The sequence below is a fragment of the Nostoc sp. FACHB-133 genome (genome assembly GCF_014698055.1).
Classification (GTDB): domain Bacteria; phylum Cyanobacteriota; class Cyanobacteriia; order Cyanobacteriales; family Nostocaceae; genus Nostoc.
The window spans coordinates 131,908-150,949 of record NZ_JACJSH010000017.1 but is presented as its reverse complement, the minus strand read 5'-3'; the positions used below and the strand labels follow the sequence as shown (position 1 = coordinate 150,949).

General features: G+C 40.4%; 20 protein-coding genes and 1 rRNA gene. 11 read left to right on the top strand and 10 right to left on the bottom strand.

The annotated features are described in order from the left end of the window. Nucleotides 1–100: ribosomal RNA gene (locus H6G86_RS16015) — 16S ribosomal RNA — on the bottom strand; the annotation flags it as partial. Nucleotides 101–417: 317 nt separating this feature from the next. Between H6G86_RS16015 and glyQ the strand changes: the two genes are divergently transcribed. From glyQ to H6G86_RS15995, 4 genes are all read left to right on the top strand, one after another. Beyond that, the gene (gene glyQ, locus H6G86_RS16010; protein ID WP_190935155.1) at nucleotides 418–1,356 is read left to right on the top strand and encodes a glycine--tRNA ligase subunit alpha; all 939 of its coding nucleotides are present in this window, start codon (nucleotides 418–420) and stop codon (nucleotides 1,354–1,356) included. A gap of 190 nt (nucleotides 1,357–1,546) precedes the next feature. After that, nucleotides 1,547–1,735 carry a hypothetical protein gene (locus tag H6G86_RS16005; RefSeq protein ID WP_190935146.1) on the top strand — a complete coding sequence of 63 codons (189 nt, stop codon included), beginning with the start codon at nucleotides 1,547–1,549 and terminating at the stop codon, nucleotides 1,733–1,735. Beyond that, nucleotides 1,732–4,086 (top strand): ComEC/Rec2 family competence protein, encoded by a 2,355-nt coding sequence (locus H6G86_RS16000; protein ID WP_190935145.1) that lies wholly within the window; start codon nucleotides 1,732–1,734, stop codon nucleotides 4,084–4,086. Before H6G86_RS16005 ends, H6G86_RS16000 begins: the two co-directional genes overlap by 4 nt. Before the next feature lie 610 nt (nucleotides 4,087–4,696). Then, nucleotides 4,697–4,861 (top strand): CopG family transcriptional regulator, encoded by a 165-nt coding sequence (locus tag H6G86_RS15995; RefSeq protein ID WP_190935144.1) that lies wholly within the window; start codon nucleotides 4,697–4,699, stop codon nucleotides 4,859–4,861. A 782-nt stretch (nucleotides 4,862–5,643) separates the two neighbouring features. Here the strand turns inward: H6G86_RS15995 and rpsU are convergent. Beyond that, on the bottom strand, nucleotides 5,644–5,835 hold the full coding sequence (rpsU, locus tag H6G86_RS15990) for a 30S ribosomal protein S21 (RefSeq protein WP_069073774.1): 192 nt from the start codon (nucleotides 5,833–5,835) through the stop codon (nucleotides 5,644–5,646). Nucleotides 5,836–5,955: 120 nt separating this feature from the next. Beyond that, nucleotides 5,956–6,279 carry an RNA-binding regulator gene (gene rbp, locus H6G86_RS15985; protein ID WP_114085123.1) on the bottom strand — a complete coding sequence of 108 codons (324 nt, stop codon included), beginning with the start codon at nucleotides 6,277–6,279 and terminating at the stop codon, nucleotides 5,956–5,958. 310 nt (nucleotides 6,280–6,589) lie between these two features. Between rbp and H6G86_RS15980 the strand changes: the two genes are divergently transcribed. Then, nucleotides 6,590–7,984 carry a TldD/PmbA family protein gene (locus H6G86_RS15980; protein WP_190935143.1) on the top strand — a complete coding sequence of 465 codons (1,395 nt, stop codon included), beginning with the start codon at nucleotides 6,590–6,592 and terminating at the stop codon, nucleotides 7,982–7,984. 389 nt (nucleotides 7,985–8,373) lie between these two features. Next, nucleotides 8,374–8,910, top strand: a complete 537-nt coding sequence (locus tag H6G86_RS15975; RefSeq protein ID WP_190935142.1) for a pentapeptide repeat-containing protein — start codon at nucleotides 8,374–8,376, stop codon at nucleotides 8,908–8,910. Between the two features lie 282 nt (nucleotides 8,911–9,192). On the opposite strand, the gene H6G86_RS15970 is transcribed toward H6G86_RS15975, so the two are convergent. Next, nucleotides 9,193–9,402 (bottom strand): hypothetical protein, encoded by a 210-nt coding sequence (locus H6G86_RS15970; protein WP_041565457.1) that lies wholly within the window; start codon nucleotides 9,400–9,402, stop codon nucleotides 9,193–9,195. Nucleotides 9,403–9,895: 493 nt separating this feature from the next. Here H6G86_RS15970 and H6G86_RS15965 point away from each other — a divergent pair, with 493 nt between their 5' ends. Further along, nucleotides 9,896–10,945, top strand: a complete 1,050-nt coding sequence (locus H6G86_RS15965) for an adenosine deaminase (protein ID WP_190935154.1) — start codon at nucleotides 9,896–9,898, stop codon at nucleotides 10,943–10,945. 283 nt (nucleotides 10,946–11,228) lie between these two features. Here H6G86_RS15965 and H6G86_RS15960 read toward each other — a convergent pair whose 3' ends face one another. Next, nucleotides 11,229–11,564: a rhodanese-like domain-containing protein gene (locus H6G86_RS15960; protein ID WP_114085120.1), complete on the bottom strand. Its 336-nt coding sequence runs from the start codon at nucleotides 11,562–11,564 to the stop codon at nucleotides 11,229–11,231. Between the two features lie 158 nt (nucleotides 11,565–11,722). Here H6G86_RS15960 and mutL point away from each other — a divergent pair, with 158 nt between their 5' ends. Next, nucleotides 11,723–13,420 carry a DNA mismatch repair endonuclease MutL gene (gene mutL / locus H6G86_RS15955; protein WP_190935141.1) on the top strand — a complete coding sequence of 566 codons (1,698 nt, stop codon included), beginning with the start codon at nucleotides 11,723–11,725 and terminating at the stop codon, nucleotides 13,418–13,420. Nucleotides 13,421–13,469: 49 nt separating this feature from the next. Here the strand turns inward: mutL and H6G86_RS15950 are convergent, their stop codons facing one another. Then, on the bottom strand, nucleotides 13,470–13,721 hold the full coding sequence (locus H6G86_RS15950) for a PDDEXK family nuclease (RefSeq protein WP_163932118.1): 252 nt from the start codon (nucleotides 13,719–13,721) through the stop codon (nucleotides 13,470–13,472). A 248-nt stretch (nucleotides 13,722–13,969) separates the two neighbouring features. Here H6G86_RS15950 and H6G86_RS15945 point away from each other — a divergent pair, with 248 nt between their 5' ends. Beyond that, nucleotides 13,970–14,242, top strand: a complete 273-nt coding sequence (locus H6G86_RS15945; RefSeq protein WP_163932145.1) for a GlsB/YeaQ/YmgE family stress response membrane protein — start codon at nucleotides 13,970–13,972, stop codon at nucleotides 14,240–14,242. Nucleotides 14,243–14,411: 169 nt separating this feature from the next. Here the strand turns inward: H6G86_RS15945 and H6G86_RS15940 are convergent, their stop codons facing one another. Then, entirely contained in the window at nucleotides 14,412–14,594 is a 183-nt protein-coding gene (locus H6G86_RS15940) for a CsbD family protein (RefSeq protein WP_012409675.1), read from the bottom strand. A gap of 304 nt (nucleotides 14,595–14,898) precedes the next feature. On the opposite strand from H6G86_RS15940, the gene H6G86_RS15935 reads away from it, so the two are divergent. After that, nucleotides 14,899–15,777: a TIGR02587 family membrane protein gene (locus H6G86_RS15935; RefSeq protein WP_190935140.1), complete on the top strand. Its 879-nt coding sequence runs from the start codon at nucleotides 14,899–14,901 to the stop codon at nucleotides 15,775–15,777. Then, entirely contained in the window at nucleotides 15,774–16,172 is a 399-nt protein-coding gene (locus H6G86_RS15930) for a TIGR02588 family protein (RefSeq protein WP_190935139.1), read from the top strand. Before H6G86_RS15935 ends, H6G86_RS15930 begins: the two co-directional genes overlap by 4 nt. Before the next feature lie 400 nt (nucleotides 16,173–16,572). Here the strand turns inward: H6G86_RS15930 and H6G86_RS15925 are convergent, their stop codons facing one another. From H6G86_RS15925 to H6G86_RS15915, 3 genes are all read right to left on the bottom strand, one after another. Then, the gene (locus H6G86_RS15925; RefSeq protein WP_190935138.1) at nucleotides 16,573–17,340 is read right to left on the bottom strand and encodes a ChaB family protein; all 768 of its coding nucleotides are present in this window, start codon (nucleotides 17,338–17,340) and stop codon (nucleotides 16,573–16,575) included. 153 nt (nucleotides 17,341–17,493) lie between these two features. Beyond that, nucleotides 17,494–18,033: a Dps family protein gene (locus tag H6G86_RS15920; protein ID WP_190935137.1), complete on the bottom strand. Its 540-nt coding sequence runs from the start codon at nucleotides 18,031–18,033 to the stop codon at nucleotides 17,494–17,496. 454 nt (nucleotides 18,034–18,487) lie between these two features. After that, complete coding sequence (locus H6G86_RS15915) at nucleotides 18,488–18,844, bottom strand: hypothetical protein (protein ID WP_190935136.1); 357 nt, start codon at nucleotides 18,842–18,844, stop codon at nucleotides 18,488–18,490. Nucleotides 18,845–19,042 lie beyond the last annotated feature (198 nt).

Here is a 19,042-nt window from a genome sequence, read left to right as displayed (position 1 = left end):
ACTCACCCGTCCGCCACTGTGTCCGAAGACACCGTTCGACTTGCATGTGTTAAGCATACCGCCAGCGTTCATCCTGAGCCAGGATCAAACTCTCCGTTTTGAAGTGTTTGCTTTATTAGCTCAATTTAGCTGCTCTTTTTTAACTTCAGCTTAGTTATTTTTATTTTCTTGACGCAACACACTTGCTGTATAATTGCTTTCAAACTATAATATTTTCAAGGTTCGGTATACCTTTTTGCGAGTCGCTTTAAGCTCTCCGCTTCAGGCACTTATTCAATATAGCGAACACACCCCCTCGTGTCAACTATTTTCTCCAAAATTCTTTTGGACTGTTTCTTTGTCCCCTGAAACTCCCCACATCCACGCCTTCTAGGCAACAATGGTTTATGCACTGTGCCAACTAAGGATGGGGGAACCGTGAATTTTCAATCCGTAATAAGTTTATTGCATCACTTCTGGGGTGAGCGCGGTTGTCTTATCGCCCAACCTTACGATATTGAGAAGGGGGCTGGTACTAAGAATCCGCAGACATTTTTAAGAGCGTTGGGGCCGGAACCGTGGGCTGTTGCCTATGTTGAACCATGTCGTCGCCCAACGGATGGACGGTACGGTGAAAACCCTAACCGTTTCCAACACTATTATCAGTACCAAGTTCTGATTAAGCCCTCGCCAGATAATATCCAGGAGATTTATCTTGATTCATTAAGGGTTTTAGGTATTCGTCCTGAAGACCACGATATTCGGTTTGTAGAGGATAATTGGGAAGATGCAACGGTGGGAGCTTGGGGTACTGGATGGGAAGTATGGTTAGATGGGATGGAAATTACTCAATTTACCTACTTCCAACAGTGTGGGGGAATTGATTGCCGTCCTGTGTCGATTGAGATTACTTATGGTTTAGAGCGGCTGACAATGTATCTCCAGCAAGTGGAGGCAATTACTAAAATTCATTGGACGGACAATATTACTTATGGCGATGTTTTTCTGCAAAATGAGATTGAGCAGAGTACATACAATTTTGAAGCGTCTAATCCTGAATTGCTGCTGACACTGTTTAGTTTGTATGAGCAGGAAGCTACTCAGTTAACGGAGAAGGGTTTGGTGTTACCCAGTTTGGATTATGTAATGAAGTGTTCGCACACGTTTAATCTGCTGGATGCTAGAGGTGTAATTTCGGTGACGGAGAGAACTCGCTATATTGCCAGGATTCGGCATTTGGCTAGGAAGGTTGCTCATTTATATGTAGAGCAAAGGGAGAAATTGGGTTTTCCGTTGCTCAAAGATTTAAAACCAGCCATACCTGTTGGGCAAGTAGAAGTCGCGGCTACACAAACGAAATCTGCCTCCGCAGGTTAGCAAACCTTTGATTTTGCATTCCAATAAGCTAGGCATATCTTTAATCATGTAGCTATTGCTAAAGTTCAGAAATACCGTTAAATCTTGAATCTGGAAGATTAAGGCTACAAGATAAGGCCCGCACAGGCGGGCTTTGTTTGTATAAACTTGATGGACTATACTTCACCACAGGCATCAAAATCTTTCAAAGATGTCTATTAAAGAAATGAAAAGCTTACGCAGAGGTACTCCAGCCGCAGATAATAAGAGTTTGGAATATTTGATTTTTGAATTTCATTGCCAAATTCAGCAACGCCAATTTTTCTCTATTGCTACTCTAGCTATTTTTAAGTCATCTGCGAATTCTGGGTGTCAGGTGCTTTTACAAAAAATCTTATGATTCAAACCAGTGGTGTAATTATTTGTCTTGGCTACATTTTGGGATTGCTGTTTACAGCAGTTCCTTGGGGCGGTGTGTGGATTTTGGTTCTGGGGATAGTGGGAGCAATTCTTTTTAGAAGATGCACCAGTTCACAACAACTTGCCCAAAAAGTAGAAAAGGCTGGAAGCAAAAATAAGGCAGTGCCTAATACCTGGCAAACTAATCCCCATCCTCGAATATGGCTAGCTGCTGGTTTAGTAGGATTATTGGCAACTCTATATTTTCAATGGCGAGTGCCACAACCTGGTGCAAAAGATATTAGTCAGTTTGTTCCGTCTGGAAATAGCAATAATCAAGAACAACTTGTGATTGTTCGTGGGGAAGTGGCGAGTAATCCTCGCTTAACTCGCAGTCAGCGAGGACAATTTTGGCTGGAAGCAACTCAGATAGATGAGGTCAAAAATGAAAAAGGTTCAGCAGGTGTCCCAAAAGGAGTAACGGGCAAATTGTATGTGACAGTGCCCATACTTCAGGCTACTGGGTTATACCCTAGTCAACAAATTGCTGTGACTGGGATTTTGTACAAACCAAAGGCGGCTTCCAATCCTGGTAGTTTCGATTTTCAGAAGTTTCTTAAGCAGGAAGGAACATTTGCTGGTTTGATTGGGCGACAAATAAATGTTTTGGATCAGGAACGTAAATGGGGATGGTGGCAAATTCGGGAGCGAATTGTGCGATCGCAAGTTCGTTGGTTGGGTATCCCTGAAGGGCCTCTTGTCAGTGCAATGGTTTTAGGTAGCAAAGCTGTTGATTTACCTTACGATATCCGCGACTTGTTTGTACAAGCCGGATTAGCTCATGCTTTAGCAGCTTCTGGATTCCAAACTTCTTTGATTTTAAGTGTAATCTTACAGTTAACCAGACGGGCAAAAAAAGCAACGCAATTTACCCTTGGCTTTTTAGCTTTAATAATTTTTCTAAGTTTAACAGGTTTTCAACCTGCGGTTCTCAGAGCCGTAATTATGGGTTTTGCGGCATTAGTGGGTTTGTTATTAAAAAGGAAGGTAAAACAGTTCGGATCATTGCTATTAGCAGCAACTCTGTTATTAGTGTTTAATCCTTTATGGATTTGGGATTTAGGTTTTCAATTGAGTTTTTTAGCAACGCTGGGCTTAATCGTAACAGTACCGGCATTAGTCGACCGCCTAGCATGGCTACCACCTGCGATCGCTTCTTTAATTGCCGTTCCCCTTGCTGCGACTCTTTGGACTTTACCTGTACAACTTTCTGTATTTGGGGTTGTACCATCTTATAGTTTGTTGCTGAATGTGGTTAGTACTCCATTAATTTCGATCATTAGTATAGGTGGAATCATTAGTGCTTTAGTAGGTTTAATTTGGACTCAGGCAGGAAGCTTCATCGCATCGGTGTTACATTACCCGACAGACTGGCTAATTAAATTAGTGGAGTTTTTTAGCAAGTTGCCGGGAAATTCTGTTGCTGTAGGTAGTATATCCACTTGGCAGCTTTTGACTATTTATTTACTGATTATACTGGTTTGGCTAGTTCCTTGGTGGCAGCGACGGTGGTGGGTTGCTAATGTGATTGCCATTGGTTTAGTATTCATCCCCCTTTGGCATTCTACAAATACATTGTTTAGGATAACGGTATTAGAATCTGGTACGGAACCAATTGTAGTTGTTCAAGATAGAGGAACTGTAACTCTAATTAATAGTGGTGATGAAGGGACTGGACGTTTCACAATCCTACCGTTTTTACAACAGCAAGGTATCAATCAAATCAATTGGGCGATCGCAACTGATTTTCAAGGCAATGAAAGTAATGCTTGGTTGGAATTATTGCAACGTTTACCAATCCAAAATTTTTATGAATATTCCCCCAATCCAGAAAATTCTATTGCCACTCAGGCAATTCAACAAGAATTACAAAAGCATCAGGGATTTTATCAACCAATGGCAGTTGGTCAAGCTGTCAAAACGGGTTCAATAGTGGCGCAGTTAATCAACGCTCAATTACCCATCTTACAATTGCAAATTTTAGATCAGAATTGGTTATTAGTCGGTAATGTCAAGTCTAAAGAGGTACAGCAATTAGTCAAAAATGGGAGCTTGCCTCGTCCACAAGTCCTGTGGTGTTCCCCTCAGTCATTAAAGGATTTGGTTATTGCTCTGCAACCACAAGTGGCGATCGCTTCTTCTGTTAACTTTGATCCAAAGGTTTTATCGGAACTAAATCAAAGCCAAACTAAACTATTTTTTACGGGACGCGATGGGGCTATTCAATGGACACCTGATGGTCAGTTTGAGGCGTTTATTGAAGCAGCAGAAAACAAATCTTCTATCTTATGAAAAACTCACAATTCAGGAATTTTAAAAGTACGATATTTATTTTTAGGTAAGACTAGCTAAAAATGAGTTTTATAGATTACAGCCTAGTTAGTACTTGATGAAGTTTCACATTCGCCTACATTATGCCAGTCTGGTCTTTGACTGACACCCAATACTTGTTGGATTTTGGATAAAAGGGGGAAAGAAAAAACCTTTAACCTTTTCTCTGAACCCAATTTCGATTTAAAAATGCAAAACCCCAAGCAGTATTGGACTAGCACTAATTACTTTAAATTAAAACACAGCATTTTTTAATGAAGTCATGGACTAGACTTGATTATTTACAGAACCAAATCATCTTAATTATTGAAAATCTGACAGTAGTGGAAATACTTATTTTATTTTTACTTATTTAAATATTTCTTTTACATTGTGCTTATAATTCTTGCTCTAAAAATAGTTAAACTTCATACTTGAGAATAAACCATACTTTTTTACTATTGCTTAGAAAAACATCTATCCTACTTCACGATCACTTGAACTAGATGTCATTACTTATACCATTGTAGTAGCATCTTAAATGATTGATATTAGAGAAGTAGTTTAAAAACATAGCTTATCTGTCCCCTACATGAATAAAAAATGGGCTGCTAAACGACTTACCATCAATCTCACATCAACCGAGGCACAGAAGCTTGAACAATACTGTTCAATAACAGGGAGACCAGCAACTGATGTGATTCGGGAGTTAATTCGCTCTCTTGCTACTCAGGAGGAAAAAGGCTTGCAAACTTAGTAAATCATACTTAACAAAAAGCAAAATTATGATAATCACATCTAATTGGGGAGTGAAATAAGTGTTTCAGGGTTATTAGTTATTTCCTTAAAAACACACGCTATAGGTAGCAACTGAACACTCAGCTATGCTCAATATGGATGGTTTTGAGGTAATAGTTCACCTATAAGTGAATCCGTAAATCGGTTTTGCTCTCAGTATCAGTGCCAGCGTTTTCTAGGAAAATCACCAAGGAAGTTTAGAGGCAGGGGCAACAGTATTCCTGCCCAAACTTCTCTAGAGCTACAAATTACTCAATAAGGTTTGGGATAATAAAATTGTTCTCGCGTTTAAATTCGCTTCTTCTCAGACCTTTTTAAATTTTGAATTTTGAAGCTTTCAATTTTAAAAACTTTTGAGTAAGACGTTCGGCGATGGCTCAGTAGAGCCGCGATGATGCCGTTCGCGTAGCATTCCGTAGGAAAGTCCAAAATTTAAAATTCCCCTTTTCAAGACAGATACTTAAAAAGTCTGGTTGACTACTCAGGGAATATCAAAAATAAATTTTTTAGCCAGGTATATTAAGGTTAGCGTAGCGATCGCTAGCCCGGAAGTAACGATAACAAGTTTTTGTCAATTGGGGGACACACCTTTATTTACATTGCCCATCCCATAATCAGTAATGGCTTTACCAAAACTTACTCTTTCGATTCACATCCAGGAGTACAGCGATCGCCCCTTCAACAACTAAAAATATAATCAGAGAGTGCGTTATTGTCGCTTATCGTAGGTATCGCTTGTTTTCAATTGCGACGGAAATTTCTCTTACGTTGTTTGTGTCTTGCAACTTCTTTGCGCTTGTGTTTTTCCAAAGGGGTTTCAAAGTGACGATTTTTTCTCATGTCTGGGAAAATACCTGCTTTGGAAACTTCTCTCTTAAATCGACGCAAGGCCGATTCAATTCCTTCATTTTCGCCCACAAATACTTGGGTCATTTTCATCTCCTACTTAATTGGTACTGGGCAATTTCAAAGCATCCAGTAGATCGGAGCGCAAAAAGGGCAGATAATGATTCTGCCCTTAAGACGTTAAAACTTAATTTTTGATTTTAAACCTTAGTAGCGTCCTCGGTTGTATCCGCCACCGCCGCCGCCGCGACGATCGCCACCACCACCACCAAAGGAACCACTTCTGTCTTCCTTGGGTTTAGCCTTGTTGACTTTAAGGTCGCGTCCCATCCACTCAGCACCATCAAGAGCTTCAATGGCAGCTGTTTCTTCAGCTTCTGTGCCCATCTCTACGAAAGCAAAGCCACGTGGACGGCCTGTTTCACGGTCAGTAGGCAACTGAACGCGTTTTACAGAACCATGTTCAGCAAAAACAGATGTAAGGTCTTCTTGTGTGACCTCGTAGGATAGATTACCTACATAAATTGACATGCGTTATCTCCAAAATCATAGGTGTGTAGAGATTTAGATTTCGGAGACAAGCTTGTTAAGACCAAAAGGGAAAAGCCTGTCAATACTAAAAACAAACGCTGTAACCGAATTTTATTCTCACCTAACTACCTTAGCACATCCTTGAGTTCTTACCCATCCTAAAAAAGGAAGTACTAAGAGTCAGCGATCGCAGTTCACCCTCTCAAACATCCTCTAGGTAATGATTTTATAGGCAACTTTAACATTGAGTAGCAAAAATTGCCCAAATAATTGCAAAATAAATGCAGTTCGTCATTGTAACTACCTGGAAATGCCGAGTACACTTGCTGACGCACAGAATTTACTTTCTGATCTAATCGCCCGCTACAGTGAGCGTGTAGATTATCTGATGATTCGCCTTGAAGAAGCAGAAGGGACTGATATCTTGTTGCGTGGCGACAAGGTAGAAACCCTCAGTGAAGGTATCTCCATTGGTGGACATATTCGCGCTTGTTACAAGGGTGGGTGGGGGTTAAGCTGCTTCAACCAACTGGGAACAATTCAGGATCGGATAGAAGAAGCGATCGCTGCGGCGCGAATGGTTGGTGATGAAGAAACTTTACTTGCGCCCATTGATCCGGTGCAAGCAGTATGCGTTCTACCCCTAAAAGGCACTGATCCCCGAAAAATTCCACTTTCCAAGAAAAAACAATTGTGCGATCGCTATACTGAATTGCTCAAAAGTATTGATGATCGGATTACCACTACCTCAGTGCGTTATGGTGACAGCGCTCAAAGAGTGATCATTGCTACCTCAGAAGGAACTTTGATCGAGCAATCTTGGGTGGATATGGAAATGCGCTTTGCCGCCACTGCCAGAAATGGCGAAACCGTACAAACTGGACGGGAAACTACTGGTTCTCGCAAAGCTTACGAAGATTTAACTGATTTGGATGAACAAGTAAAAGGTGCGGCTCAAAGAGCGATCGCAGCTTTATCTTTACCACCTGTCAAAGGCAATACTTATACCGTAGTCATCGACCCAATTCTCACGGGTTTGTTTGTTCATGAAGCTTTCGGACATCTTTCTGAGGCTGATATGGCTTACGAAAATCCTGATTTGTTAGAAGTTATGACCATTGGACGGAGGTTTGGCCCAGAAGAACTCCAAATTTTTGATGGTGCAGCTCCAGAGGGACATCGCGGTAGCTATTTTTACGATGATGAAGGCACGCCTGCTACAACTACGCAATTAATTAAAGATGGAGTTTTAGTTGGACGTTTACATTCTCGTGAAACTGCTGGCAAGTTGCAGGAAGCGCCTACTGGTAATGCCAGATGTCTGAATTATCACTTCACTCCTATTGTGCGGATGACAAATACCTGGATTGAAAGGGGTAAAACACCAGTCAAAGACTTATTCACTGATATCAAAGAAGGAGTTTATGCCCGTAATTGGTTAGGTGGAATGACGAATGGTGAGATGTTTACCTTTAGCGCCGGGGAAGCTTGGATGATTAGGAACGGCAAAATTGCTGAACCTGTGCGGGATGTAACGCTTTCGGGAAATGTATTCCAAACTTTAGCGGATATTGAGGCAATTGGTGATGATTTTTATTGGGATGAATCCGGCGGTTGTGGCAAGGGAGGACAAAACGGTTTATCAGTGGGTTGTGGTGGCCCTAGTCTCCGAATTCAAGATGTAGTGGTTGGTGGTGAAGTGTGAACTACCCACTGCTATAACTGGTACTCCGAGTAAACTTAGGTTTTTAGTAGTCTGTCAAGCTTAAATTGATAGGCTACTAGTCTCACTAAAGAATGTCTCAGTTCAAATCAGCTTGCTAGCCAGAAAGACCACAATTGAGTATAGCGATCGCTTTGCACTAATGCTTAAATTTTTTCATTTCTCAACATCCCTCCCAAGTATGAAAATAACTCATAACTCTAGGTAGTAGCGCCAGTAATAGAGGATAACTAATATATATAAAGCTGATTTCATATTTACTCTAGTTTTATCTTCCACACCCCTTCTCCGTTGCGCGTACTGGAGACATACTGCTTTGTCTAAGTCATTTTTATAGCCTCAATTAAGCGTTCCTTAGCACAGCGACAGATATGAAAGCAGATCAATTCCTGAAAAACTATGCCGCAGGTGTCAGAGACTTTACTGGTGTCAACTTAAGCGAGGCAAACTTAAGGGAAGCCAATCTCAGTGATGTAATTTTAGATAGAGCTATTTTAGATGGAGCTAATCTGAGTCATGCTAATTTAGCCCAGTCTAGTTTGATTGAAGCAGACTTAAATGGAGCTGATTTGACTAATGCTAACCTCAGTGGTAGCAACTTAAGCGGAGCTATCTTGGATGGAGCTATCTTGGATGGAGCAGCAATGGAAGGAGCTAATTTGAGTCAAGCTGATTTGACGGTTGCTAAGTTGATTGAAACTAACTTGAGTGAGGCGGATTTGCAGGAAGCAAGCTTGATAGCGGCGAATCTAGATGGAGCGGATTTGAGTGGTGCAGACTTAACTGTAGCCGACTTATCCCAGGCAAATCTTACCCAAGCAGATTTGAACCAAACAAATTTGAGCGGAGCGAATTTGTATGGAGCCAATGTAGAAGGAACCATTCTAGATGAGAATGCTGAAATCTAATTTCTTTAACATGGCTTATGATGTGAAAAATAACTAGCAAAATAAACAATGGGCTTAAGCCCATTGTCTAAAAGCGACCAAATGTCCGCTACTGTTTATTTAGTTAGTTTATTGCTATTGTCTTGACTGGTTTAGCATCACTGACTTTTTGATGAAAAATTATCCAGCCACAATTAACAAGTTTGTATGTGCATAGGCATCGCACATTTAAGATAAATTAAATCCAGCTTCAGGCTGGATAATACCTAGAGACAGTTTTGAGATTGAATGTTTTCTTGATTTTTAACTTACCAAATCAACTAAAGCGTTCGATTGGAAGCGGACTATAGATGAAACTGAGCAACCGCGATAATTTTCAGAAGTGAATACTGATAATGTGATATTAGCTTGACCAGGATCTAATATGCGTTTTACCTTGCAGGTTTGCATTTTGTTGTTGCAGTAAGCAATAATGCGATCGCCAGCCTTGACATCCAACGCTTGAATTTTCACTTAATATCAACCTCGCCCAAGATTTTGTTTAGCTAAAATAAAACATATTGTTATATTTTACTTGCTCAACAATTTAAATATTTATTTAACTATAACACAAAAACTAAGGGTTTTAAATGCTATCAATTTAATCTTGATAATGTCAAGTTGATTTATCCTCAAAACTCTATTAAATGCTGGATTTTCAAAAAATAAGGATAAATACCGACCTTCTTGCGGCATCTGGTACAGCACGGCAAAAACAGGACTTACGCATTGAAAACCTGAAACCTTGTTCGCGTATGCGCTTCGCGCCTTTCCTTAAAAAAGCTTGATTTTTTATGATTTTGTTCTCATATTCTGTATGGGAATGAGCAAAAACTCAATTGGTAAGACTTGGGTTGAAAATTCAGATGGTGGCAAATCCCCACTTTGCTCTAAATTTTTGCGAGTAGGATTTTTTCTTTCGATGTTTTTGTTACAATTATTGAAATTTTTACCTAAAAATACCACTATGGCTTTATATGCTGAATTACATAGACATCTAGGCGGTTCCGTCGTACCGCGAGTTCTATGGCGATATTTCGAGCGACATTCTTCGGAGTTGATTTCCCGTTTTGCTGACTATTCACAATTTGAAGATTTTTACACCCGTCCACGCAACACCCTGGATGAGTATCTAGAATTACACACCTTGGTAGAAAGTGTGCAAACAGTTGAGACTTTGCCTTACTTTATCTATCGCTTGGTGCGAGGTGCTTACATCTTTGAAAATTTGGCTTATCTGGAACTGCGCTACACTCCCTATTTGCGGACACCTGAACATCTGAATCAATCACAGAGAATTGACAAGATGGCAGAAATTGTGAAAGTAGTAGGACTTGCTAGCCACCAGCCAGAACATCCGATTGTTACTAGCCAAATTCTCTGTATGCACACTCGTTTACCTTATGAGGTGAACAAGGCGATTGTTGATTTAGCTGCACAAAATCAGCAGTATGTCTGTGCAGTCGATGTCGCAGGGGGTGATAGCTATTATGCCGATCGCTTAGAAGAATGGATTAGCTTATATGATTATGCGCGATCGCTAGGCGTTAAAACCACGGGACATCTATATGAAACCACGGCCGGTTGTTATCCCGAACTGTTACCCTATCTCATGCGAATCGGTCACGGTATTCAAATCCCCCTACTGTATCCAGAGTTACTTAATGATGTAGCTAGACGCGGACAGTGTTTAGAGGTTTGCCCGACAACTTACTTAAAAACTGGTACTTTGCAGGATATACGTCAACTCAAATTAGTTTTTGACCGTTGTTTTGATGCTGGGGTCGATATTGCTATCTGTACTGATAATGCTGGGTTGCACAATGTGCGTCTACCGTTTGAGTATGAAAATCTCTTAACTTACGACATTATCAGTTTTAAACAACTACAAGCTTGTCAGGATGCCGCTTTCCGTCATGCTTTCGCTTGGCCTTACAGTGAACGTCCTGCATCTTTGTTGAACGATTTGCTCAAACCTGAACCACCTAAAGTTTTGGCAACAAGAGATAGTAATTAACGACCACCTAAAGATAAGCAAAAAGTAAGGTGATTTAATGTTAATTAATGTTGCGATCACTGGTTTTTATTATGATGCTGTAGAGAAAGCTGTAATGCACAATAGATATTTTACAAAAACAATGTTTTAGAAATTAAACCACAGATGTTCACAGATAATTCATCGGTGTTTATTTGTGGTTAATTTTTCGCTAATTCTGATTTTTGCTAGAAGTCTAATGTGCAGTACAAAAAACCAGCAATGATGAAATAAATAGACTTAGATTAGTATGCCTGGGTTAAGTTTAAGCGCCAACACCTTCTGTAGCACCGCCGGCTGAAATCCAAGCTGCAAGGCCACCTTTGATTTCAGCTACTTCAACAAACCCTGCCCCTCTCAGAATTTGTGCAGCCTGGGTTGTATGCTCATCAGTGTCGCCATAAATATAGATATGGCGTTCTTTATGTAGGGCAGATTTGGCTTTAGATGCCAAATCGTCTAATGGAATGGGTATTGCTCCACTGATCCGACCGTGATTGTAGGTGTGGCGATCGCGCACATCAACAATTGTAAAACCTGGTTGACCCCATTGCAAACGGGTCTTTAAATCATGGACATCAGCAACTAAATTATTACTCATAAGCTTTTCCTGCTTATAACCTCACAAGCAATTTATCAAAAATCGCCTTTTAATTGAGTTTTCAGTGTAATAAGTTAATAATTTGCAACTAGCTAGTTGAAAATAATCTCTCATCTCTCCCTACTTACCTTACGCCCAGAAGCTATAAACTATAATTTATGGCATCTACTATTCAAGCTCTACCAACAGAAGTCGTATATCTTATTACAGCTGGTGAGGTAATCGACTCCTTAGCCTCTGTGGTGCGGGAATTGATAGAAAATTCCCTAGACGCAGGTGCAACGCGAATTGTGGTTTCTTTATGGCCGCAGCAATGGCGAATTCGCGTGGCAGATAATGGTTGTGGAATGAACCTAGATGATTTGCAACAAGCAGCCACAGCCCACAGCACCAGTAAAATTCACTCTAGTGCCGATTTATGGAAAATTAACAGTTTAGGGTTTCGTGGTGAAGCGTTGCATAGTTTGACGACTCTGGCAGATTTAGAAATTTTGAGTCGTCCTGTGGGTGGAAAATTAGGATGGCGAATTGGTTATGGCGATGGTGGGAAAGTTGTGCAAGTTGAAGTAACTGCGATCGCACCTGGTACAGTGGTGACAGTTTCCAATCTTTTCGGTAATTGCTCATCACGTCGTCAGGGATTGCCCACAGTCGCACAGCAAATGAAAGCCGTGCAAACTACAATTCACCAAATCGCCTTGTGTCATCCCCACGTCACCTGGCAGATTTGGCAAAATGACCGTCAATGGTTCACCATCTCTCCGGCTGCGACAACTAGGCAATTGCTACCGCAGATTTTACCCCAAGTGCGACAAGGTGATTTGCAAGAAGTCAAACTCGAAATACCCAACCCTGCCAACTCTTGTACAGACGCGATTCATCGCGTCTCTCCTCACTCCTCACTCAATTTAGTGGTAGGATTACCCGATCGCTGTCATCGTCATCGTCCAGATTGGGTACGTGTAGCCATTAATGGACGGATGGTTAAAACACCGGAACTAGAGCAAACGATATTATCAGCATTTCACAGAACATTACCACGCGATCGCTATCCAATTTGTTTCTTACATCTTGCCATTTCCCCCGATCAAATTAACTGGAATCGCAATCCAGCAAAAACAGAAATTTACCTCAACGAAATCATTTATTGGCAAGAGCAAATTACCCAAGCAATTAACCAAGCGCTCAGTATCTCTTCTCCCAATCTCAAAGAAGCTGTTCACACAACACGAGTTAGTAAATTACTCAAAGCCGCAGAAGCTAAAGGTGGCTACAATTTCAATTCTCAAAATCCCAAGGAAGATCGCAAAAATCCTAATTCTTTAAAAGCTGTCGCTCAAGTCAGCAACACCTATATTGTGGCTGAACATCCAGGTGGTATGTGGTTAGTAGAACAGCACATTGCCCATGAGCGAGTTTTGTATGAGCAATTATGCGATGATTGGCAACTTGTCCCCGTCGAACCGCCAATCATTCTTTATCAATTGTCGCCAGCGCAAGTATCGCAACTGCAACGCATCGGTTTAGACATAGAACCCTTTGGCGAGCAACTTTGGGCGGTGCGAAATATCCCCGCACCTTTGCGACAGCGAGACGACTGTGCAGAAGCAATTTTAGAGCTTAGTTGGGGAGGTGATTTACAAACAGCGCAAGTAGCTGTCGCCTGTCGCAGTGCCATTCGTAATGGTATACCGATGAATCAACAAGAAATGCAGACACTTTTAGATAATTGGCAACGCACTCGCAACCCTCGCACCTGTCCCCACGGACGGCCAATTTATTTATCTTTAGAAGAATCAGCTTTAGCCCGGTTTTTCCGGCGTAATTGGGTAATTGGAAAAAGTCATGGAATTTAATTTTAAATTTAACACAAGCGCATGAAATTTTAATTAACTGTACATTAACTTAACTATTAATAATCTGTTCCACCCCAACAGAAATATCTGGAAATGCTAGCGGTTGAATTGTTCCCGCAGTCAATGTCAATTTTGTTGCGTACTCACCAGCTTCATCACTACAATAAGCATGGGGTTCTCCTTCCGGCGATATTTCGACAATTTCCCCCTTAAGTAGTTCAACTTTGCGATCGCTCAAAATTCCAGCATCAATCATGCGGTGATACTCTTCAATCGTCCATTTAGCAACAATAAAAGTCATGAGGATTGATTCCTCCCAAGAATTCTTGATATTTTCTCATCTTAAATGGACTTCAAAGGAAGCCGTTAGCGCCTCTGTGTCCTTGTAGTCAAGATTGAGGCTATACTTAATTGTCAAAACATTACAATCTAATTTTTATAAAAGCTATTAATTGTTATTGAAGTTTAATACTTATACCTTCGGGTAGAAGGAAAACACTATTGTAATTTCTAAGCTAGTGATTAAGTTTTTTGGTGGATGAAATTATGCTGAACATTATTGCTTGGATCATTCTGGGTTTAATTGCTGGAGCTATAGCAAAAGCCATTTATCCTGGTCGTCAAGGTGGTGGAATTGCTTCAACTATGGTTTTAGGTATTGTAGGTGCTGTGATCGGAGGAATTTTAGTTACTCTTTTAGAGACAGGGAGATTTCAATTAACTGCTGCAACCCTTAGTATACCAGGTGTCATTGTTGCTGTAATTGGCGCAATAATTGCCATCTTTCTCTGGAACCTATTAGCTAATCGTGCCAGTTATTAGTTAAATTAAATCTCTAGAAAAATCGTGGTTAAAAGCAATTTCTTAGGAATTTACCCTTTCAGATTTTACGCAAATACAAAAACTCCACTAACCTTGAGGAAGTGGAGTAATTAATGTTAAAATATCAGTAATGAATCATGGTTAGTGTTGCTGCACTGCAAAAACTAAATTATTCTAAAGCTTTCTTGAGTTCATCTTTAATGTTTTCTACAGTGTGACCAACTTGGGCTTCAGCTTGCTTTGCTTGTCCTTCAGCTTTATCTTGTGGATTTCCAGTTATTTCACCCACAACCTCTTGGATTTTTCCTTCAATATTCTTTACGGTAGCTTCTACTCTTTTTTCGGTACTCATGGTTTTTATGTCTAGCTTGTAGTTGATTCAGCTATTACATAAACTAACAATAGTGTATTATTTTTGACCTCCATCAACCGATAGAATAATTCGGTCGGTTATGTATCTTAAGATAGATACGGTGAGCAACAAGAGTAAGCGGGTAAAAAAATCCGAAGTCACAGAAATTTGCACTGTTCACATCCCCGACTTCTCAAACAAGTCGGGGATTTAACTTTTCACAAAGTATTTAGGACTGCTATATACATCTTCATAGAAAATTAGAGCAGTCAAAGTAAATTTTCAATAAAAGGGCAGAAAAGGAGTGGCAACAAAACGTCAAAAAAATGTATGGAGGAGTGAGATTAATGACATTATTCGGGGTGCTTGCGGAGGTTTTTTATTTGGCATCCCTTTACTGTACACAATGGAAGTTTGGTGGATTGGATCGCGGGCAAAACCACAACTGATGATGATGGCGATCGCATTGATGTTTATCGTGGTGTACTTGCTCAATCAGATAGAAGGCTTTCGGAAACGCAGATATAACTGGCTAGCTCCTCAAGCCGCAATGGATACCGTAGAAGCGATCGCGATCGGACTAGCTTGCTCTACCTTTGTGCTGCTACTATTGCGAGAATTGACACTAGAAACTTCCCTAAAAGAATCTTTAGGTAAAATCATCTTTGAAAGTGTACCATTTGCTCTTGGTGTAGCATTAGCCAACCAGTTGTTGGGAGATAGTAGAAACAGCAATGGAGAAGCGCAAAAGCTCGACAGCACGACCAGCAACCAAAAAGATGAGTTAAACGCCACCTTTGCCGATGTGGGCGGAACCCTAATTGGTGCAACCATAATTGCATTTAACATCGCTCCAACAGATGAAATTACTATGCTTGCAGCCGCAGCCTCGCCACCTTGGGAGTTAGCAATGATTGCCACATCTTTACTAATTGCTTATGGCATTGTATTTCAAGCAGGCTTTTCTGACCAGCAAAAGCGAAGAGAGCAAAAGGGAATTTTCCAACGACCATCGAGCGAAACTATTATGTCTTACTTAGTATCACTCTTAGCAAGCGCTTTTATGCTGTGGTTCTTTCAAAAGTTAACTTTTAGCGATCCTTGGACAATGTGGTTAGATCACACCTTGATGCTGGGCTTACCTGCAACTATTGGCGGTGCAGCCGGCAGGTTAGCAATATGACTCAAACAGAACAACCACCAAAGCGCTCAATAGCTGAGTGGATAACATTCAGCGTCGCCTCATTTATCCTAGCAATCATTGTGAGTTTAGTAGGTTACACTTGGTTGAACGAAAAGAATCAACCTCCCATTCTTTCTGTTACCAAAAAAGAAACAATTCGGGAAATTGATGGCCAATTTTATGTTCCCTTTGAAGTTGTGAATAGTGGAGGAGATACAGCTGAGTCAGTTCAGATTATGGCTGAGTTAATGATTGACGGCAAAGTTACAGAAACAGGAGAGCAACAGATTGACTTTTTATCTAGTGGGGAAAGTGAAGAAGGCGCATTTATATTCACCCAAAACCCGCGTCAAGGTCAATTAAATTTGCGTGTTGGTAGTTATAAATTGCCATAGAGAAGATTTAAAACTGCACATAAGCAATATCCCCAACTTCTTTGATAAGTCGGGGACATACGGCTTGCAATTCTTACAATTTAAATAGAATTGCTATATAACTCATATTTGATTTTTGAAAAACTCAGTACAACTCAAATAGCCTTCTTTCGAGTTTCCTATTGTGCTTGTGCTGCACTTCTCTGCGAGACGCTTGTCTGCGACACGCTCCGCAAACGCGAACGCGCATCACATAAGTAATTTTATGAATCAAATATGATTCCCATATATAGGATTCATATTTAATTTTTGAAAAAACCCCGTACAGCTCAAAAAACCTTCTTTCCTATTGCCTCCTACCTGCCCACCCTACATGAACAAAAATCAAAGCGGATTTATATAATTACTAACGCGCAGTAATTTAAGCTTTAACTTTAGCTTTTGACCAAACGCCGTTTTGATCTTCATCATATTGCTGATGAACAGACTCCCAAGCAGCTTGTTCGGCTGTGAACTCGTCATTTTTCTCATTGAAGACAGTGTTATAACGCTCAATGAATGTGCGTTGAGCTTCATCAGAAAGATGAGCGCGAACTTCAGGAGACAAGTCATCTGGACTATTGCACTGTCCAGGACAAGGGCGAGCAAAGGTTTTTTCGATAGTGTTAATTTCTTCGCCACCAGCACTTTCGAGTAGCAATTGAAATTCGCCAGTGCGATCGCTCGGAACTTCTGCCATCAGTAAGAATTCGCCAGCTTGTAAGCGGGTTTGGTAGATAGCCGCTTTATCTTCTGGCATCCCCAAAGTAGTTAGAACCGACACAAGACCGGCACCTGCACTACCTGCGATCGCTCCACTTGCAGCTCCCAGCAACACTGCACCAATAGGCCCGGCTGCTACGATTGGGCCAACAAAGGGAATAAATAGTACGCCTACACCAGTGAGCAAGCTGAGAAAGGAACCAAACAAGGAACCAAAAACTGCCCCCGTTCTCAAACCTCCCAGAATCACATCCTTTTTACTAATAAACCCAGCAATTCTAGTTTCTGACTGGAAGTTTCTGCCCATGATCGAAATATGATCTCTAGGTACACCCCTGTCTAGTAAACGTCGAATTACATCATCAATTTGCTTCTGTTCTTTGAATACAGCAGATATAGTACGTTCTGCTTTGTATACTTCTGTCACTTAAGTAATCTCCCTGTATTATTTTATTTGTGTAATGGATATGGTGAAGAGATAGATGCAGGCAGATTAATTCTTTTACACCAGTTAGAAGCAGGAATCAATCCTGCTTCTAACTGGTTTTACAGACAGCCATCTCAACTCAGACGTTATAAACTACACACCTACAGGAGTCTTAGCCCCAGATGCTGGCTGTCTACCATCTGGATCTAATGCCTCTCCTTCAATAAATGAACGCAGCATCCAAGCTATCTCCTCATGCTGTTCCAACAGTCCAGTTAAAAAGTCAGCAGTTCCTTGATCGTGGAAATCATCACCAGACTGATCTACATGGTCTCTTAAGTTACGAATAACCTGCTCGTGATCATGCACTAAATTAGCTACCATCTTCGTTGCTGTGGGAACATTACCAGCATGTTCCTTCAGGGTAGCAATCTTAAGAAATCCTTCCATTGTGCCAACTGGATAACCACCCAAAGCACGAACTCGCTCTGCCAAAGCATCAATATTTAGAGTCAGCTTTTCGTAGTGTTCTTCCCAAAGCTGGTGCAAAGAGCGGAACTGAGGGCCAACGACATCCCAGTGATACTTTTTGGTTTTCACCAACAGTAGATAGGCATCTGCCAAATCTTTATTTAACAGATTAATTACACCTTGACGCTGTTCTTCTGTCAACCCAATATTTATCGCACGCATTATTTTTCCATCCCTAAGCAAACTTATTTACTAACTTCTCAAATTTCATATACATTCCACATCAACCAAAGGTAACATTATGAGCTTAAATTAATTACAGTATTCCTAATTATGCCTATGTCTTAATAGGTAGCATTATGCTAATAGTCTAGTAATTAGCTAATTTTATTGTTTTTTAAGCTCCAAACATAAAAGATTGAATATAATAGTTAGTAAAAACTAGAAGATACACAAAAAAATACACTTTCTAGGTAAGGGCAATTCATGAATTGCTTTTAACTGAAAATCATATTGTTTGTGTATGTCGTGAAGATATCTGTAATTAAAACTATCTAAACTTAGTTTACCTAAATTGGATACTTAATTAAATTTGCCAGATTAAGATTAGTAATGGGCCACTGCTTTTAGGCAATGACCCATTACTAGCAAAAAATTACCAGAACTATTAATTTAGTTACTTACCTGTAACTTTCTCCAATACATTCTTAATATTTTCTTCCACAGAGGTTGCACCCTGTGAATTTTCTGGACGCTTCTGCTTGTCAATATCAGCAGCTCCCTGAACCTCATTGAGTCCTTCGTTAGACTCCTTTTGAACCTTTCTCAATCCTTGTGGTGGTTCTTTAGCAGCTTCGTCAGTTTTGCGCTGAATGTCAAGCAGTTGTGTAGTGCCTTCGGTAGGATTACTTTGATAGCTATCGATCGCAAAAGCGGGAAAAGCACTAGATAACAGTAGTATGGCGCAAGTAAAAGCCACAACTAAAAAACGTACTGGGCTTAAGATAGATAAAACAGAAGCAATAATCTTCATTTGAAATCCTCGATAACAGCTTTAACAACGCAGAACTTTCACTGAAAAAGCGGAGCTTATACTTTTATTTGGCAAATTGAGCAATAATAAAAATAGCACGTCACACTTCAATCTGAAAGTTCTTGTCAAAGGAACCTGATGAATAGATGAAGAAATTATCTCTGTATTTCTGCATCGAATTAGCAAGGGATAATAAGC

Excerpts from the sequence above, each read along its gene's own strand:
- H6G86_RS16005 (WP_190935146.1), top strand. The coding sequence starts at position 1,547 with ATGTCTATTAAAGAAATGAAAAGCTTACGCAGAGGTACTCCAGCCGCA.
- H6G86_RS16000 (WP_190935145.1), top strand. The coding sequence starts at position 1,732 with ATGATTCAAACCAGTGGTGTAATTATTTGTCTTGGCTACATTTTGGGA.
- H6G86_RS15995 (WP_190935144.1), top strand. The coding sequence starts at position 4,697 with ATGAATAAAAAATGGGCTGCTAAACGACTTACCATCAATCTCACATCA.
- rpsU (WP_069073774.1), bottom strand. The coding sequence starts at position 5,835 with ATGACCCAAGTATTTGTGGGCGAAAATGAAGGAATTGAATCGGCCTTG.
- rbp (WP_114085123.1), bottom strand. The coding sequence starts at position 6,279 with ATGTCAATTTATGTAGGTAATCTATCCTACGAGGTCACACAAGAAGAC.
- H6G86_RS15980 (WP_190935143.1), top strand. The coding sequence starts at position 6,590 with ATGCCGAGTACACTTGCTGACGCACAGAATTTACTTTCTGATCTAATC.
- H6G86_RS15975 (WP_190935142.1), top strand. The coding sequence starts at position 8,374 with ATGAAAGCAGATCAATTCCTGAAAAACTATGCCGCAGGTGTCAGAGAC.
- H6G86_RS15965 (WP_190935154.1), top strand. The coding sequence starts at position 9,896 with ATGGCTTTATATGCTGAATTACATAGACATCTAGGCGGTTCCGTCGTA.
- H6G86_RS15960 (WP_114085120.1), bottom strand. The coding sequence starts at position 11,564 with ATGAGTAATAATTTAGTTGCTGATGTCCATGATTTAAAGACCCGTTTG.
- mutL (WP_190935141.1), top strand. The coding sequence starts at position 11,723 with ATGGCATCTACTATTCAAGCTCTACCAACAGAAGTCGTATATCTTATT.
- H6G86_RS15950 (WP_163932118.1), bottom strand. The coding sequence starts at position 13,721 with ATGACTTTTATTGTTGCTAAATGGACGATTGAAGAGTATCACCGCATG.
- H6G86_RS15940 (WP_012409675.1), bottom strand. The coding sequence starts at position 14,594 with ATGAGTACCGAAAAAAGAGTAGAAGCTACCGTAAAGAATATTGAAGGA.
- H6G86_RS15930 (WP_190935139.1), top strand. The coding sequence starts at position 15,774 with ATGACTCAAACAGAACAACCACCAAAGCGCTCAATAGCTGAGTGGATA.
- H6G86_RS15920 (WP_190935137.1), bottom strand. The coding sequence starts at position 18,033 with ATGCGTGCGATAAATATTGGGTTGACAGAAGAACAGCGTCAAGGTGTA.
- H6G86_RS15915 (WP_190935136.1), bottom strand. The coding sequence starts at position 18,844 with ATGAAGATTATTGCTTCTGTTTTATCTATCTTAAGCCCAGTACGTTTT.